Below are 15,981 nucleotides of genomic sequence, written 5' to 3'. Positions count from 1 at the left end.
GTCCGTACCGCGTGCCAGGATGGCTGTGTGTCACCGACCTCATTCACCGCACCGCTCATCGGCCGGCAGGACGAACTCGCTCACCTGGCCGGTGTGCTGGAGCGTGCCCGGGGTGGCGAGGCGCGCGCCGTCCTGATCGCCGGGGACGCCGGGGTCGGCAAGACCCGGATGCTGGACGAGGCGGCCGGACAGGCGGCCCGTGCGGGCATGACCGTGCTCACCGGGCACTGCGTCGACCTGGGGGACGTCGGCCTGCCGTATCTGCCGTTCACCGAGATCCTCGGCGTGCTCGCCGTCGAGGAGCGCTTCGCGGACGCCTTCGCCGCGCATCCGGTGGTGGACCGCCTGCTGGGCGCGGGCACCGACGCCGGACGGGACGTGGGCGGTCGGCTGCGGCTGTTCGAGGGCATGGCCGGGCTGCTGGCCGACCTGGCGGACGTCGCGCCGCTGCTCCTCGTCCTGGAGGACCTGCACTGGGCCGACCAGTCGTCCCGGGATCTACTGCGGTTCCTGCTCAGCCGGGGCATCCTCCAGCGGCCGGCGGGCGGGGCGCCCACCCACCGGCTCGCGGTGCTCGCCTCCTACCGCGCGGACGATCTGCACCGCCGGCACCCGCTGCGTCCGCTGCTGGCCGAGCTGGTGCGGCTGCCCGCCGTCGAGCGGCTCGAGCTGCGGCCCATGGGCGACGCCGAGGTGACCCGGCTGGTGCGGGCCTTGGAGGACCGTCCGCTGCCGGACACCACGGTCCGGCGGATCGTCGAGCGCGCCGAGGGCAACGCCTTCTACGCGGAGGAACTGCTCGCGGCGACGGACCCGGAGGCCGGCGGGGTGCCCAGCGGCCTGGCCGACGTCCTGCTGATCCGCTTCGAGCAGCTGTCCGACACCGCCCAGCAGGTGGTGCGCACCGCCGCCGTCGCCGGTCGCCGCGTCGAGCACGACCTGCTGCGGGACGCGGTACGCCTGCCCGAGGACGAACTGGAGACGGCGCTGCGCGAGACCCTGGGACGGCAACTGCTGGTGCCGGGGCACGACGACACGTACTCCTTCCGCCACGCCCTGGCCCGCGAGGCGGTGTACGCCGATCTGCTGCCGGGCGAACGGGCCCGGCTGCACGGCGCGTTCGCCCGGCTGCTCGACGGGCGCGGCAACCGCGCGGAGAGCGCGGCGGAACGTGCCCACCACTACCGCGAGAGCCACGACCTGACCGAGGCACTCGCCGCCTCCCTGGAGGCCGCCGACCACGCCCAGCGGGTCGGTGCGCCCGCCGAGGAGCTACGGCACCTGGAGTCGGCCCTCGACCTGTGGGCGGCAGTGGATCCGTCCGCGCGCCCGGCGGGCGCCGACAGCGTGACGCTCAGGCTGCGCGCCTCGGCCGCGGCCGCGCACGCCGGGGAGGCGCACCGCGCGGTGTCCCTGACCCGCTCCGCGCTCGCCGGCATCGGCCGGGACACGGACTCCGAGCTCGCCGCCCGGGTCCGGTACACGCTCGCCGGCAACCTGATGAGCGTCGACAGCCAGTCGGCTGCGTTCGCCTACAGCAGCGAGGCGCTCGCGATGATCCCCGCCGAACCTCCCTCCCGGACCTGGGTGTGGGCCGCGGCCACGCACGTCCTGGCGGCGCGCCAGGTCGGTGACAACGAGACCGCGCTGCGGGTCGCCCGGCAGGCCCTGAGCGTCGCCGAACAGCTGGGAATCACGGACGCCCAGGCGGACCTGCTCATCTCCCTGGCCCGTATCGAGGAGGGCGGCCGCCGCACTCCGGAGGGACTCCGGGGGCTGCGCGAGGCCAGGGAACTGGCCCGGAGCGCGGGCAACGCGCCGGTGGAGATGCGCGCCCTGTTCAGCATCGCGATCGGCTCCTTCGAGGCCGGTGACCTGGACGCCTGTCTGCCCTGGCTGACCGAGGGGCTGGACCGGGCCCGCCGCGCCGGTCTGCTGTCCTCGCCGTACCCGCTGGAGATGCGGTACCTGCGGCTGCTCGTGCTGTACACCCTGGGCCGCTGGGACGAGTGCCTGCGCGCCGCCGCCTCCGACGCCGAGGTACTGCCCGCGGCCGCCGGGTACACGGCCGGGCCCGCGCTGTCCGTCGCTCTCGCGCGCGGCGACGGCACCGCCGAGGACCGCGCCCGCACGCTGCTGGAGGGCCGGTTCGACTGGATGGGCACGCTGGTCGCGGGCATCGTGCTGACCGATGCCGCGGCGCTGCGGGGTGACGCGGAGGCGGCCGTGGAGCGGATGCGGTCGACCGTCGCCGCGCTCACCGACGACGCGGGCACACCGCCCGATGTCACGGTCCGGCTGGCCGCGCTCGCCCTGTCCGCGGTCGCCGACCGGGCCGCCGAACTGCGTTCCGGCGGCGACGAGGCGGGGGCCCGCCGCTGGGCGGAGACGGCGACCGGCCTGGTGGCGTCGGCGCGGGACGCCGCCTCGCACGGCGGTGACGGCAACGTCCAGGGCCCGGAGGGACAGGCGTGGCTGGCGCGCGCCGAGGCGGAGTGGACGCGGACGGTGTCGGGGCCGGACGCGGAAGCCTGGGCGAGGGCCGTCACCGCCTTCGACTACGGCGAGGACTACGAGCGGGCGCGCTGCCGACTGCGGTTCGCCGAGGCGCTGTTGACGGCGGAGCGCCGCGAGGAGGCGGCCGCCGAGGCGGGCGCGGCGCGGGACACGGCGGTCCGGCTGGGCGCCACTCCCCTGCTGGAGCGGGCCGACGCCCTGATCCGCCGCGGCCGCCTGGCACCCGCCGGTCCGTCCGCCGAGGACCGCGCCCCCGCGCTCACCGCCCGCGAGCAGGACGTGCTGCGGCTCCTCGCCCGGGGCCGCAGCAACCGGCAGATCGGCGAGGAGTTGTTCATCAGCGGCAAGACGGCGAGCGTGCACGTGTCCAACATCCTCGCCAAGGTGGGTGCCGCGAGCCGCACGGAGGCGGTCGCGATCGCCTACCGGGACGGGCTGATCGCACCGGAGTCGGCGACCTCTCCGTGACCCGGCCGGTCCGTCGGTCAGCCCTCGTCAGCGGTCGGCGCGGTGTGCTGTGCCGCAGTCGAGGCTCGTGAGGTCGACGGCGTCGGCCATCGCCTGCATTCCCTTGTCATTGGGGTGCAGATGATCGCCGCCGTCGAAGACGGGCAGGATCCGCTCGGGGTCATAGGGGCTGCGCAGGATGTGGTCGAAGTCGGTGACGGCGTCGAACTCCCCGCCGCTTCTGATGAATTCGTTGACGTCCCGGCGTACCGCCTCGCCGGCCGGGTCCCATTCGGACCAGCCCTTGAAGGGGCCGACGGTCGCGCCGACGACACACTTGCCGGCCGCGTGCGCCCGCTCGGCGATCTCCCGGTAGCCGGCGATCAGGTCCTGGGCGGTGACACCGGTGTGTGCCTTGATGTCGTTGACGCCCTCGAAGAGGAACACGGTGCGTACGCCGGGCTGGGACAGGACGTCCCGGTCGAGCCGGCTCAGCGCGCTCTGTCCGGCGCCGTCGGCCAGCACCTTGTTGCCGGAGATGCCTTCGTTCGCGACCCCCTTGAGGTCGGTGTCCGCCTGCCGGAGCCGGCGCGCGAGGTAGTCGGGCCAGCGCCGGTCGAGGTCGGTGCTGGACTGCCAGCCGTCCGTGATGGAGTCGCCGAGCGCGACGACCGCCCGCGTGCCTGTGTCGGCCCGTACCGAGACGGCGTCCAGGTAGAACCAGGAGCCGACGGTCCCCGTCCACCGGGCGCCGTCGTTTTCGGCGGTGTGGTCGCCCTGTGCCGTGTACGAGGTCTGCATGGCCATCCCGTGGCCGGTGGCCGGGCCCGCCGCGTCCGGTGAGTGGATGCTGACGACCAGGTCGGCCGCCGCGGCCCATCGTCCGGGCAGCGGGTCGCTGTAGACCGTCCGGCCGGCCGGAACGGTGACCGAGCGCGCCCCGCCGAAGGTCAGCCGCCGGTTGCTGCCGCGGACCAGTGCGGCACCCTCCCGCCGGAGTCCGGCGTACACGCTGTCGAACGTCACGGGGCGGTCGCCGAAGGCGTTGGAGAGCCGGATGCGCAGGTCGCTGCCGGCGACGCTGGTGCGCACGACCATGCGGTAGCCGCGGTCGGCGACGCCCTCGCCCAGACGGTCCGCGCTCGCTCCCCAGGTGATCACACCGTCCGGCGGACCCTCCGCGGCCGGAGCAGGGGTGGCCTGCAGGACGGCCGCCGTCAGGGCGACGGCGAGCAGTCGGCACGCGCGTGCCCGGCCGCCGCTCACCGGTCGAGGTCCTTCAGGGTGACCGACGTGCCGGGCCGCAGGGTCACGGTGCGGGAGGCAGACCCGAACGCGACGGTCGTGGTCCGGCCGCCCACGCTGCGGATCCGGGCCTCGGTCGGTTTCCCGTCCTTCCAGCGCAGGTCCACGACGAAGCCTCCGCGTACGCCGGCCCCGCTGAGGCTGCCGGCCGCGGACCAGGCGTCGGGAAGGGCCGGCAGCAGCTCCAGATGGCCCGGCCGGGAGTACACGAGCATCTCGATCACCGCTGCCGGGGTCCCGAAGTTGGCGTCGATCTGGAAGATGCCACGGCCCTGTTCGACCTGGTAGATGTCGAAGAGGTTGAAGGCGGTGCCGTTGCTTCCGCCGCTGGACGGGCGGAGGTTGTTGACGACCAGCCGGTACGCGTTCTCCGCGTTCTTGAGGCGGGCCCAGCACAGGCCGCGCCACGCGTTCGCCCAGCCGAAGCTCTCCGTGCCGCGCGCGGTGAGCAGGGCGGTGGCGCCCTCGACGACGTCCTGGGGAGTGGAGCCGTCGGGGCGGATGCGGTCGCCTGGGAAGAGACCGACCAGCGGCGACAGGTGACGGTGGGTGGTCTCGCCGAGGTTGTCCGGCGACATCCACTCCTCCAGCCAGCCGGTCTTCGGGCTCACCCGAGGCAGGTACAGCCGCTTGCGCAGAGCGGCGATGGTGGCGGCGTACCCGGTGTCCCGCTTCAGCCGGGCCGACGCGGTGCAGTAGCTGCCGAAGAGCGCCCACACCAGTTCCTGGGCGTAGGTGATGCCCTTGGCGTCGAGCGGCCCGTGCTCGGGCGACCAGTCGCTGTCGGCGACGAGCACCTCCTTCGAGGTGCCGGGGAGGGTGGTGGTGAGCAGCCGCGCCTCCCAGAACTCGCAGGCGCCCTTGAGCAGCGGGTAGATCCTCTCCAGATGGGTGTGCGACTGCGTGTACTCGTAGTGCTCCCACAGGCCGGCGCACAGCCAGGCGTTGCCTGCGGGATGCCACCACCAGCCGCCTCCCCCGTACGGGTTGGTGGAGATGGCGACGGTCCAGCCGGCGATCCTGCCGGTGGAGTTGCGGTAGCGGTTGCGCGGGTCGTTGAAGTGGGTGCGGGTGAGTTCGGTCCACGACGGGAGTTGGGCGAGGCAGTAGTCGGTGAGCGCGTCGAAGCACGTCGACAGGCCCGCCCGGTCCGCCATCCAGTAGTTCATCTGGATGTTGATGTCGGTGTGGTAGTCGCCCATCCAGTCGGGGTCGTTGCCGTCGAGCCACAGTCCCTGGAGGTTCAGCGGGAGGCTGCCGCGTGATCCGGAGATCATCAGGTAGCGGCCGAACTGTACGTAGGCCGCCTCCAGTTCGGGATCGGCCTCGCCGTCCCGGGCCCGTGCCTTCAGCCGCTCCCAGGTGTCCAGGGAGCGCTGCCCGGCGGACGAGGTGCCGAGCGAGATGTCGAACTGCCCGAACAGGGCGCGGTGGTCGGCGACATGGGTGCGCAGCAGGGTGTCCGCCGGGTGGGCGGCCGCGTCCCGGACCTTGGCGCGGGCCAGGCGCTCGGGGTCGAGGTTGGGGTCACGGTAGCCCTTGGCCGCGTCGGGCGCGTAGTCGGTGCCACCGCTCACCACCACGGTGAGGTCCCGGCATCCGGAGAAGGCGATGTGCGAGCCGCTGACGGTGACGTGGCCGCCGGTGCCGTGGGCGGTGACGGCGGCGCCGTAGGTCAGGCCGTTGGGGAAGGCCGCGCCGAACGAGAGCCGTTCGGAGGTGGTTTCGCCATGGGTGCCGTCCAGGGTGACGGTGCCGGTGTAGCGGCCGCCGCCGCTCTGGGTGAAGTGCAGGACGATCACGTCGTCGGGGCGGCTGGCGAAGATCGTCCGCCGGTAGGTCACCCCGGAGCGGACGTACGACGTGGTCACCAGGCCCTGGGCGAGGTCGAGGGTGCGGCGGTAACCGGAGACGGCGGACAGGTCGTGGTCGGGGAGGTCGACGGAGAGGCGGCCGAGCAGGGTGAACGAACCGAAGTCGCCGCGGCCGTAGGGGAACTGGCCGTCGGCGTCGAGTGTGTCGTTGAGGCCGCCGGTCCACATCGTGGCGTCGGTGAGCAGGAGGCGTTCGCGGCCGGGGTCGTTGCCCGCGAGGGCGCCGAGGCGGCCGTTGCCGACGGGCAGCCCCTGTTCGATCATCGAGTGGTCGTCGGCGGGCGCCTGCCACCACAGCTCGTTTCGTGAACTGCTCGAGATGGCGGGCGAGTCGAGCGGCCGCCGGGGCGCGGCCGACGCGGTGAAGGCGGGCAGGGCGGTGAGGGCGCCGGTGGCCGCGGCCAGAGCGAGCAGGTCACGTCTGGGCAGCAGGTCTGAGGGGTCGAGTTCCATGGCGGGCTCCTGGAGGATCGTTCAGGACGACTTGGGTACGTCGATCCGGTCGATGTCCGGCGCGTAGCCCGAACCGCTGTCGATGGTGATCGTGTTGGTGCCCGCCTTGAGCGTGACGGGGACGCTGACCGTGCCGGTGGTCCCCCAGTCCCCCGTGGAGGGGAACGTGTGGCGGGTGGCGCCGCCGCCGTTGGCGAGGACGTCGGCCGACCGGGCGTCGCCGCTGATGTAGGCGACCTTCACCTGGTAGGTGCCCGCCTTGTCGACGACGACCTTGTTGAAGGTGAGCTTGCCGCCGAGGTAGAGGTTGCCGACCTTGTGGCCGTCGGAGCAGGCGGAGCAGTCGGCCACCGAGGCGTTCCCGGCGAGGGTGTTGGCGGCGGACTCGGCCTCGTACCCGGTCCAGGTGAGCGCACCGCCGCGCGGCGTGACGGTGAACAGACGGGAGCCGTGGGCGGGCAGGGCCTGGGTCACCTTGTTGTCGTGGTTGCCGAGGTTCTCGTGGTTCCACAGGTCCCGCACGGCCGCCTTGCCGGTGAAGCCGAGGGAGGCCCAGGAGGCGGTGACGGCGGCGGGCGCGTCGGCGAGGTTGAACAGGGCGACGGTGTAGGTGCCGTCGGGGTTCTTCGCGGCCCACACCTGCTGGGCGTCGGAGGGGGTGACGGGGCGTGCGGGCGGTGTGTCGCCCTGGTTGACGGCGATGACCTCGCGGTTGGTCAGCAGGGACAGGCCGTAGGAGTCGAGGCGGGTGAGGTCGTCGCCGGTGTACAGGGGGGACTTGGCGATGGCCCACAGGGTGGTGTAGCTCTGCCGCTCGGCCTTGGTGAGGCCGTCCATGTCGCCGTTGCCCACGTCGAGGGAGTCGAGGTCGTTCCAGCCTCCGGGGCCGGCGTGACGGGTCCAGGCCGGGGCGTCGTCCCAGCGGTCGTCGACGGAGTTCTCCCAGCTGACCAGAGTGTTGCAGTAGCACTCGACGTCGGTGTCGATGCGCCAGCCGTTGGAGTACTTCTTCCAGTCGGCGGCGTGTCCGATGTCGAGGGACCAGGACACCTCGAGGTGGACGGGGCGGCCGGTGGCGGCGATCGCCCGGTGCCACGCGGCCACGTCGGCAACGTTGTCGTACTGGTCACCGCTCTTGCCGGAGCCGGGGCCCACACCGTCGAGTTTGAGGAAGTCGTAGCCCCAGCCGGCTATCAACTGCGCCTGGGAATCGATGTACTTCTGGGCGCAGGGGCGGGAGAAGTCGAGCTTGTACGAGCTGTCCCAGCCGTTGGTGGTGCGCAGGTCGCCGTAGACGATGTCGGCGGTGGTGCAGCCGTCGGCCCCCAGGACGGGGACCTTTCCGCCGCCGTACGCCTCCTTCTCCAGGCCGGCGGGCAGGTAGATGCCGGCCTTGAGGCCCTTGGCGTGGATGTGGTCGGCGACGGCCTTCATGCCGCTCGGGAAACGGACCGGGTCGGCCTGCTGGCGTGCGTACCGGTCGAATCCCGGCTTCCACGTCTTGTCGCGCCACCAGCCGGCGTCGATGTTGACGTACTCGTAGCCGAAGTTCTTCAGCTTGGCGGCGAGGGCGTCGGTCTGCTTGAGGACGTTCGCCTCGGTGAGGTAGCTGTAGTCGCCGTCCGGGTTGAGGCCGGGGTACTTCGAGGACTGCATGCTCCAGCTCGACCAGCCCATGAAGGGCTTCGCCGCGAGAGCGGCAGCGGCGGTCCGGGCGGGGGTCCCGGTGGGGCCGGTGGTCTCGGCGTGCGCCGCGGGAACGGCCGTGGCGACGCCTGCGGTGAGGGCCAGGACCACCACGGCTCTCAGGGCGCGTGCGGGCATGACGGAGTACGAGGGTGACCGCATGGGTCGTACCTCCCGGGGTCGGTCGTGCGGGGTGGGTTGCCGGTCAGTGGTCTGCGGTGATGAAGGACTGGATCGCGGTGGCCGCGGCCCCGCGCGCCCACTCCTCGAAGGGCAGTGGGCGGGTCTGGACGTCGCACTCGGCGGCGGAGCCGAAGGCGGCCGCGGCGAACGCGTCGCGGATCTGCTCGGCGAAGAGGTCGTAGGCGGCCAGGCCCTCGCCGGAGATGATCACGCGTTCGGGCCCGAGGAGGTTGGCCACGGTGGCGATGCCGCGGCCGATCGCCTCGCCCGCCCGCGCGTAGACCGCGCGCGCCGCGGCGAGCCCGTCGTGGGCCAGTGCCACGGCCTGGGCGGTGTCGGTGACCTCGATGCCCGTGGCCTCGCGGATCTGCCGGACGATCGCGGCGTCTCCCGCGACGGCCTCCACGCAGCCGCGGTTGCCGCAGTGACAGAGCGGGCCGGCCGGGTCGACGGTCACATGGCCGATCTCACCGGCCACTCCGTGCGCCCCGTGGACCACCCGCCCGTGCACCACGAGGCCGCAGCCGATGCCCGCGCCGACCGTGACCACGGCGAAGTCGGACAGCCCCGCGCCCGCGCCGAACCACTGCTCGGCGACGGTGAGGGCCCGCACGTCGTTGTCGACGGTGACGGGCAGTCCCGTGGTCATGCCGGCGAGTTCGGCGAGGGGGACGTCGCGCCACTCCAGGAACGGGGAGTAGCGGACGACCCCGTCGCCGCGGTCCACGTCGCCGGAGACGGCGATGCCGAGGCCCTGCACCCGGACGCCGAACCCGTCGGCCTCGGTGAGGAGTTCCCCCACCAGGTCCGCGGTGAAGCGGAGGACCGTCCTCGGGTCGCGGGCGGGCAACGGCACGTGGCGGGCGACGCGGATGCGGCAGCACAGGTCGGTCAGCACGCCGATGATCTCGTCGCCGGTGACCTTGATCCCGAGGAACAGGGCCCGTCCGCCGTCGACCCGGACCAGGTTCGCGGGCCGTCCGAGCGCGGGGCGGGCGTCCTCGTCCACGTCCTCCACCAGGTAACCGGCCTCGATCAGGGGCCGGACCGCCTTGGTGACGGCGGCCGGGGACAGTCCGGTCCGTCGGGCCACCTCCAGGCGGGTGAGGGGGCCCTGGGACAGGACGGTGGTGAAGATCTGCGAGGCGGCCGGCGTGTTCGCCGGGAACGTCTCCGCACGGGGGGTCGAGCGCATGCCGGGAAACCTAGGGGTGTTCTTTTCCGTCGTCAATAAAAGAAGCAGGATTCGCGGAAAGCCGGTTGTCAGCGCGGGGCGGCACAATCCCCCCATGACGACGGTCGGTTGGCACGAGCTGACCCACGCCTACGGCAGCGCCGAGGACATACCTCTTCTCTTCGCCCGGCTCGGCGGCACCGAGGACGACGCGGTGTGGTCCGAACTGTGGGGATCGCTGCGCCATCGGGGATCGGTGTACGACGCGAGCTGGGCGGCGATGCCCGTCCTGCGATGCCGTGTTCACCGTGTCCGACGAGGTGGCCGAGCAGGGGGTGTGAGTGCGAGAAGCCGGGCGCCCCGCCACTGGGCGGGACACCCGGCTCACTTCTGCCGGTACGAGGTCAGCGCTGTGCGGCCGGCCTGTTGGCGGAGGTCACGTTGACGGCGGCCCAGGACCGGTTCACCGCCTTGTACTCCGGGCTGTTCGTCCCGTAGAGGGCCTTCGCCGCCTTCAGCGTCGCCACCCGCGCGTCGTGGAAGTCGGTCGAGGAGACCATGTACCGGGTCAGGGCCCGGTAGTAGATCTTCGTGGCCTTGGCGCGCCCGATCCCCGTCACCGGCAGACCGTCGTAGGTCGGCGAGTCGTAGGTGACACTGCCGATCCTCTTCCGGCCACTGCCTTCGGCGAGGAGGTAGTAGGCGTGCGAGGAGACACCGGAACCGGCGTGCACCTCGGCGTCGTACGTCGACGGGTCCCAGTAGTCGATCGTGCCTTCGAGCACGTCGAGCGAGGGGTGGTCGAGACGGCGCAGGAACTTCTGGTCGAGCCCGAGCTTCTCGCCCACGAGGTAGTTCGGCGGGTTCTTCGGGTTGTTGGCGCTGAACTCGACGTTGGAGCCGAAGATGTCGGCCAGCGACTCGTTCAGGGAGCCGGCCTCGCCGTACTGGTTGCCGTTCGCGTCGACGCGGGTGGGCTCCAGCTTGGCGGTGGCGTCCACGACTCCGTGGGTGAGTTCGTGGCCGGTGACGTCGAGGACGACCAGCGGCTTCTTGAACATGTCGCCGTCGCCGTCGCCGTACAGCATGCAGCCGCAGTAGGAGTCCCAGAACGCGTTGGCCACCTCCGTGCCGAAGTGGACCATGGCGCGGGCGCCCTTGCTGTTGTTCTTGATGCCCTTGCGCCCGAACGTCTTCTTGTAGAAGTCCAGGGTCTTGGCCACCCCGTACTGCGCGTCGGCGGCGGCGCTGACGCGGCTGGAGACAGCGCCGTTGCCCCACTTGTTGGTGGTGTTGGTGAACTTCTTGCCCCGCCCGAAGTCCTCCAGGTACTGCCCCTTGGCGTCACGCGTCTCGGTGCCCCAGCGGGTGGTGTCCTTGAGGAGGAAGCTCCTGCGCGCGGTCTGGGTGGTGCTCAGCGAGACCTTGCCGGCGAACAGGGAGTTTCCGGTGCCCGTGGCCTTGACCGGGTAGTGCACGGCGGCCGCCGAGGAGTACGCGGCGAGTCCGTCGGACTGCTGGGCGAGGCCGGTGGCGGGGTCGAGCGTCTCGCCGCGCTCGCGCAGGGTTTCGAGGAGCTGGGGCGAGAGGAACTCGTCGTTGTCGGGCGCGTTGCTGCGCACCTTGCCGGTGAGGGCGTCGATGACGACGGTCCGGGAACCGCCGGCCTCGGTGGTCGCGCTGTCGCTGACCCGGACCTGGTAGGCGAGGGCGGAGGCGCCGTCACGGGCGTCGACGACGAGTTCGGCGGTGCCCGCGTCCCCCTTGGCGACGGTCGCCGCCTTGGTCTCCGCCTGGCGGGCCGTCAGCTTGGCCGCGGCCGCGGCGGGCGCGACGGAGTGGTCGGCCGCCCGGGTGACACCCGCGTACGCCGACTGCCGGGTGAGGTGGACGACGAGGTCGCCGCCGAGGACGGGCATGCCCTGGTGGGTCCGGACGAACCGGACGTGCCGTGTGCCCTCCGGGTCGATCATCACGTCCTGGGCGCGCAGTTCGTCGCCCTGGGTGACACCGGTCGCGGAAGCGTGGGCGAAGGCGGCGGCGCGGGCCGCCTCGACGACGGACGCGGCGGATCCGTCGGCGGCACCGGCGGAGGCCGAGGCCTGGTCCGCCCCCGTGGCCGGGTCCGCGAAGGCCGTGCCCGCAAGGCCCGTGGCGGCCGTCGTCACGGCGACGGCGACCGCCAGGCCGCGTATGTGGGCTCTACGCACTGATGAGGGTCCTTCGTTCAGAGGCGGTCGGGAACGCCGGCCACCCCGGGGCGTGGCGCGGTCAGGCGCCACGGAGGCTGGTCGGGCCCCCGGAACGGAACCCTTACGGACGAGTCATGTACATGTAAAGCCTTAATAGTCTTTTGCCGACCATCCAGGGCAATACTTTGCAAATCTCCGCCATTCGGTGATCAACAAGTGACCAACTGTGCGTCGACTGTGGAGATGTGACGGGGTGCGAGAAGGTTGCCCGGCACGGATGTGACGCATCTCGCATCACGGATGTGCGGACGTGGACGCCCAGAGACAGGAGAAGACCCGGATGGCATCAGCAACGGTGCGCGGCGGGGCCGTGGCAGGGGCGCTCGCGCTGTCCCTCCTCGCGGCTCCCGCGCAGGCCTCGCCGCACACGGCCGGCACCCCCACGGTCCTGGCCTCGGCGGCCGCGCTGCCGCAGCCTGACCTCACGGGCCTGCGCGGCACCCTGCGGACCGCGCTCGGCCAGGGCGCGCCCGGGGCGATGGCGCGGATCGAGGACCGCGGCACGGTCGATCGGGTGACCGTGGGCGTCGCCGATCTCAGGACCCGACGCGCCCTCGACAACGCCGACCGCTTCCGCATCGGCAGCATCACCAAGACCATGTCGGCCGTGGTGCTGCTCCAACTGGTCGACGAGCGGAAGCTGAAGCTCGACACGTCGGTCAACCACTACCTGCCGGGTCTGCTGCCGGACGACCGGATCACGGTGCGGCACGTGCTGGGCCATCGCAGCGGCCTCTACGACTACACGAACGACATGTTCGCCAGTTCGGTCTCCGGCTTCGAGGCGGTCCGCACCAAGGTCTTCACCTACCGGCAACTGGTGAACCGCTCGCTGCGGCACGCGCGGACCGGCCCGCCCGGCGCGGCCTACTCCTACTCCAACACCAACTTCGTGGTCGCCGGGCTGCTCATCGAGAAGCTGACCGGTCACTCCGTCGCCACCGAGTACACGAACCGGGTCATCAAGCCCCTGCAGCTCAAAGACACCTTCTACGTACACCCGAACACGAAGATCCCGGGCCGCCACACGAACGGCTACCTCACACCGGACCGGTCGGGTGCGGCACTGGTCGACGCCACCGAGCAGACGGTGTCGTGGGCCCAGAGCGCGGGCGCGGTCATCTCCAGCACGCGCGACCTCGACACCTTCCTCTCCGCGCTGCTCGGCGGCCGGCTGACCTCGGCCACGCAGCTCGCCCAGATGCGGCGCTGGCTGCCGGCGGGCACCAACCAGGCGTACGGGCTCGGTCTTCGGCGGCGCGACCTGTCGTGCGGTGTCTCCGTGTACGGCCACACAGGCGCCGTCCAGGGCTACTACTCGTACGCGTTCACCTCGAAGGACGGCCGGCGCAGCCTCGCCGCGGTCGCCAACACCTCCAACAACGGCCCGGTGCACAACACGATGCTGCGCACCCTGGAGTCCGCGTTCTGCGGCAAGCCCACGGCGGCGCGGAGCGGGGCGAGGAGCGGGGCCGGTAGCGGCACGGGCACCGGCACCGGGCCGGCCGAGCGGCCCGAGGACGTCGTCGCCGGCACCTCCGGCGACTGAACGGCGCGAGAGCCCCGCGCCCGCGGCCGGACGGGGGCGGGGAACCACCACGCCCTGGTGGACGTTGTTCGGGCACCCGCAGCGGGTCCCGAGCCACGACACCAGGGCGGCGCCATGAGCGAGTTGGTCCCCGGGGGCAACCTGCCCCTGCCGGACGGCGCCGTGACCGTCCGGGTGCCCGGCCCGTTCGACGTGTCCGCACTCATCACGGACGAGAGCGGCAGGGTCCGGGGCGACGGCGACTTCGTGTTCTACAACCAGCCGGCGGCTCCCGGCGCCCGTCTGCGGGGCGACACACTGACCGTCGATCCGCAGGCGCTGCGCGCCGGGGCCGCCCGGGTCACCGTGGTGGTCAGCCCCGCCGAGCCCGGCACTCCCCTGGACCGGCTACCCGCGCCCACGCTGCACGTGAGCGGAGCGGGTGGCCGTCCGCTGGCCCGGTTCGCCCCGCCGCGCCCCCGGCAGGAGACGGTGCTGCTGCTCGCGGAGATCTACCGGCGCGGCGACGGCTGGAAGCTGCGGGCACTGGGGCAGGGGTACGCCGACGGACTGGCCGGCCTCGCCCGCGACTTCGGGGTGGACGTCACCGACGACACGAGCCCGTCGGCCGCGCCCGCGGGCGCCCCGAACGCCTCCCTCCGTCCGGCCGGCTCCGCGGGGACGGTTGGCTCCCCCGGCCCGGTCGGCCCGGTCGGCTCGGCCGGCCCAGTCGGCTCGGCCGGCCCAGTCGGCTCGGCCGGCCCGGGCAGCTCCCCCGGCCCGGTCCGCTCCCCCAGCCCGGGCGGCTCCCCCGGCTCCGTCGCCCCGGACGCCTTCCTCGGTCCGGTCAACTCCGCCCGGGCCGCGGCCGGTTCGCCGCCGGTCACGCTCGACGCGCGTCTGGGCGCCGCGGCCCGGGACCACGCCTCGGCGATGGCCGCGGCAGGACGACTCTCGGCCGAGGGACCCGACGGCGTCTCGGTGCACCAGCGGGTGACCGCCGCCGGATACGCCTACCTCACGATCGGCGAACACCTGGTCTCCGGGCCGCGCACGCCCACCGAGTTCGTGGCGTACTGCCTGCGCACCAAGCAGCCCCGGCGCACCCTGCACGACCCGGCCTTCATCCACGCCGGTGTGGCGTCCGTGACCGACGGCCGCTCCGGCGACACGTACTGGACCGCACTGTGGGCCGGACCGCTCACCCCCGGCGGATTGGCGCGGACCGAGGCGGACGTGGTCGGCCTCACCAACCGGGAGCGCGCCGGCGCCGGACTGCCACCGCTCACGGTCGATCCCCGGCTGGCCGTCGCCGCGCGGGCGCACAGCATGGACATGGTGGCCCGCGCCTTCTACTCGCACACCTCGCCCGACGGTGCCGAGCCCTGGGACCGGGCCGCCGCCGCGGGCTGCACCCGTCGCACCATCGGCGAGAACATCGCCTGCGGCCAGCGCTCCCCCGCCGAGGTCGTCGAGGGGTGGATGAACAGCCCCGGCCACCGCGCCAACATCCTCAAGCCCGACTTCACCCACATCGGCGTCGGCTTCGCGGGCGGCGGCAACGCGGGCACCTACTGGACCCAGTTGTTCGGCGCCTGACCCGCCCGGCCCGAGGTGAGAGCCGATCCGGCACGCGATCTTGGCGGAACGAATCCCTCCGGGAAAGGATGCCCGCATGAAGGGTGACCTGTTTTCCAGCGAGCACATGGTGCAGCCGGCCACGGAGCCGGGCATGAGGGTCGAGAACGCCAAGTGCATCAGGTACACGGTGCACGGCGAGATGCTGGCCCGCCAGGGCGCGATGATCGCCTATCGCGGCAACCTCCAGTTCGAGCGCAAGGGCCAGGGCGTGGGCGGGATGCTCAAGCGCGCGATGACCGGTGAGGGGCTGCCGCTGATGACGGTGCGCGGACAGGGCGAGGCCTGGTTCGCGCACGAGGCGCAGAACTGTTTCGTCGTCGAGGTCGATCCCGGCGACGAGTTCACGGTCAACGGCCGCAACGTCCTGTGCTTCGACGCCTCGTTGTCGTACCGGATAGCGACCGTGAAGGGGGCCGGCATCGCCGGTGGCGGTCTGTTCAACAGCGTGTTCACCGGGCAGGGCGGGCTCGGCCTGGTGTGCGAGGGAAACCCGCTGGTCATCCCGGTCGCGCCGCAGTACCCGGTGTACGTCGACACGGATGCCGTGGTGGGCTGGAGCGCCGGCCTCGACACCTCGCTGCACCGCTCGCAGTCCATCGGGTCGATGCTGCGCGGCGGTTCCGGCGAGGCGGTGCAGCTGATGCTCCAGGGCAGCGGATACGTGGTCGTCCGGCCGAGCGAGGCGACGCCGCAGAAGGCACAGCAGCACTGAACTCCCGCGCGGGCACCCGCTCTCGGTCCCGGTCCCGGTCCCGGTCCCACGGAGTGATCTGCGCCTCACGGGCAACCCGCCCGGCTCAGCCGACGTCTTGATCGGCAACAGGGGACGCCCCGGCCCTTCGGGGCCGGGGTCTGTTTTCGACGCACTATACACATCATGTATACACAGAGCGTATACATGAGGGTGTACGGGACCGAAAG

9 protein-coding genes are annotated in these 15,981 nt (G+C 72.4%); 4 read left to right on the top strand and 5 right to left on the bottom strand.

What is annotated here, in order from left to right; all coding sequences use genetic code 11:
* The first annotated feature begins 27 nt into the window (after positions 1-27).
* The gene (locus tag OG985_RS40880) at positions 28-2,985 is read left to right on the top strand and encodes an AAA family ATPase (protein ID WP_371673438.1); all 2,958 of its coding nucleotides are present in this window, start codon (positions 28-30) and stop codon (positions 2,983-2,985) included.
* 27 nt (positions 2,986-3,012) lie between these two features.
* On the opposite strand, the gene OG985_RS40875 is transcribed toward OG985_RS40880, so the two are convergent.
* The 5 genes from OG985_RS40875 to OG985_RS40855 form a co-directional block, all read right to left on the bottom strand.
* Entirely contained in the window at positions 3,013-4,230 is a 1,218-nt protein-coding gene (locus OG985_RS40875) for an SGNH/GDSL hydrolase family protein (protein ID WP_371673437.1), read from the bottom strand.
* Positions 4,227-6,596: a glycoside hydrolase N-terminal domain-containing protein gene (locus tag OG985_RS40870; RefSeq protein ID WP_371673436.1), complete on the bottom strand. Its 2,370-nt coding sequence runs from the start codon at positions 6,594-6,596 to the stop codon at positions 4,227-4,229. The genes OG985_RS40875 and OG985_RS40870 overlap by 4 nt, the downstream gene beginning before the upstream one ends.
* A 21-nt stretch (positions 6,597-6,617) precedes the next feature.
* The gene (locus OG985_RS40865; RefSeq protein ID WP_371673435.1) at positions 6,618-8,444 is read right to left on the bottom strand and encodes a carbohydrate-binding protein; all 1,827 of its coding nucleotides are present in this window, start codon (positions 8,442-8,444) and stop codon (positions 6,618-6,620) included.
* Positions 8,445-8,487: 43 nt separating this feature from the next.
* A complete protein-coding gene (locus OG985_RS40860; protein WP_371673434.1) occupies positions 8,488-9,660 on the bottom strand; it encodes an ROK family protein in 1,173 nt (390 codons plus the stop codon).
* 383 nt (positions 9,661-10,043) lie between these two features.
* Positions 10,044-11,849: a M4 family metallopeptidase gene (locus OG985_RS40855; RefSeq protein WP_371673433.1), complete on the bottom strand. Its 1,806-nt coding sequence runs from the start codon at positions 11,847-11,849 to the stop codon at positions 10,044-10,046.
* A gap of 322 nt (positions 11,850-12,171) precedes the next feature.
* Here OG985_RS40855 and OG985_RS40850 point away from each other — a divergent pair, with 322 nt between their 5' ends.
* From OG985_RS40850 to OG985_RS40840, 3 genes are all read left to right on the top strand, one after another.
* Positions 12,172-13,440 (top strand): serine hydrolase domain-containing protein, encoded by a 1,269-nt coding sequence (locus tag OG985_RS40850; protein ID WP_371673432.1) that lies wholly within the window; start codon positions 12,172-12,174, stop codon positions 13,438-13,440.
* A gap of 114 nt (positions 13,441-13,554) precedes the next feature.
* Complete coding sequence (locus OG985_RS40845; RefSeq protein WP_371673431.1) at positions 13,555-15,018, top strand: CAP domain-containing protein; 1,464 nt, start codon at positions 13,555-13,557, stop codon at positions 15,016-15,018.
* Between the two features lie 76 nt (positions 15,019-15,094).
* Complete coding sequence (locus OG985_RS40840) at positions 15,095-15,772, top strand: AIM24 family protein (protein ID WP_371673430.1); 678 nt, start codon at positions 15,095-15,097, stop codon at positions 15,770-15,772.
* Positions 15,773-15,981: the final 209 nt, after the last annotated feature.

This window comes from Streptomyces sp. NBC_00289, from assembly GCF_041435115.1.
In the GTDB taxonomy this organism is placed as follows: domain Bacteria; phylum Actinomycetota; class Actinomycetes; order Streptomycetales; family Streptomycetaceae; genus Streptomyces.
Note: the sequence above shows the minus strand (reverse complement) of the source record. Positions and strands in the feature narration are given on the sequence as shown.

What these genes read in the sequence shown, in the direction of transcription:
- OG985_RS40870 (WP_371673436.1), bottom strand. Translation starts at nt 6,596, where the DNA reads ATGGAACTCGACCCCTCAGACCTGCTGCCCAGACGTGACCTGCTCGCT.
- OG985_RS40865 (WP_371673435.1), bottom strand. Translation starts at nt 8,444, where the DNA reads ATGCGGTCACCCTCGTACTCCGTCATGCCCGCACGCGCCCTGAGAGCC.
- OG985_RS40860 (WP_371673434.1), bottom strand. Translation starts at nt 9,660, where the DNA reads ATGCGCTCGACCCCCCGTGCGGAGACGTTCCCGGCGAACACGCCGGCC.
- OG985_RS40850 (WP_371673432.1), top strand. Translation starts at nt 12,172, where the DNA reads ATGGCATCAGCAACGGTGCGCGGCGGGGCCGTGGCAGGGGCGCTCGCG.
- OG985_RS40845 (WP_371673431.1), top strand. Translation starts at nt 13,555, where the DNA reads ATGAGCGAGTTGGTCCCCGGGGGCAACCTGCCCCTGCCGGACGGCGCC.
- OG985_RS40840 (WP_371673430.1), top strand. Translation starts at nt 15,095, where the DNA reads ATGAAGGGTGACCTGTTTTCCAGCGAGCACATGGTGCAGCCGGCCACG.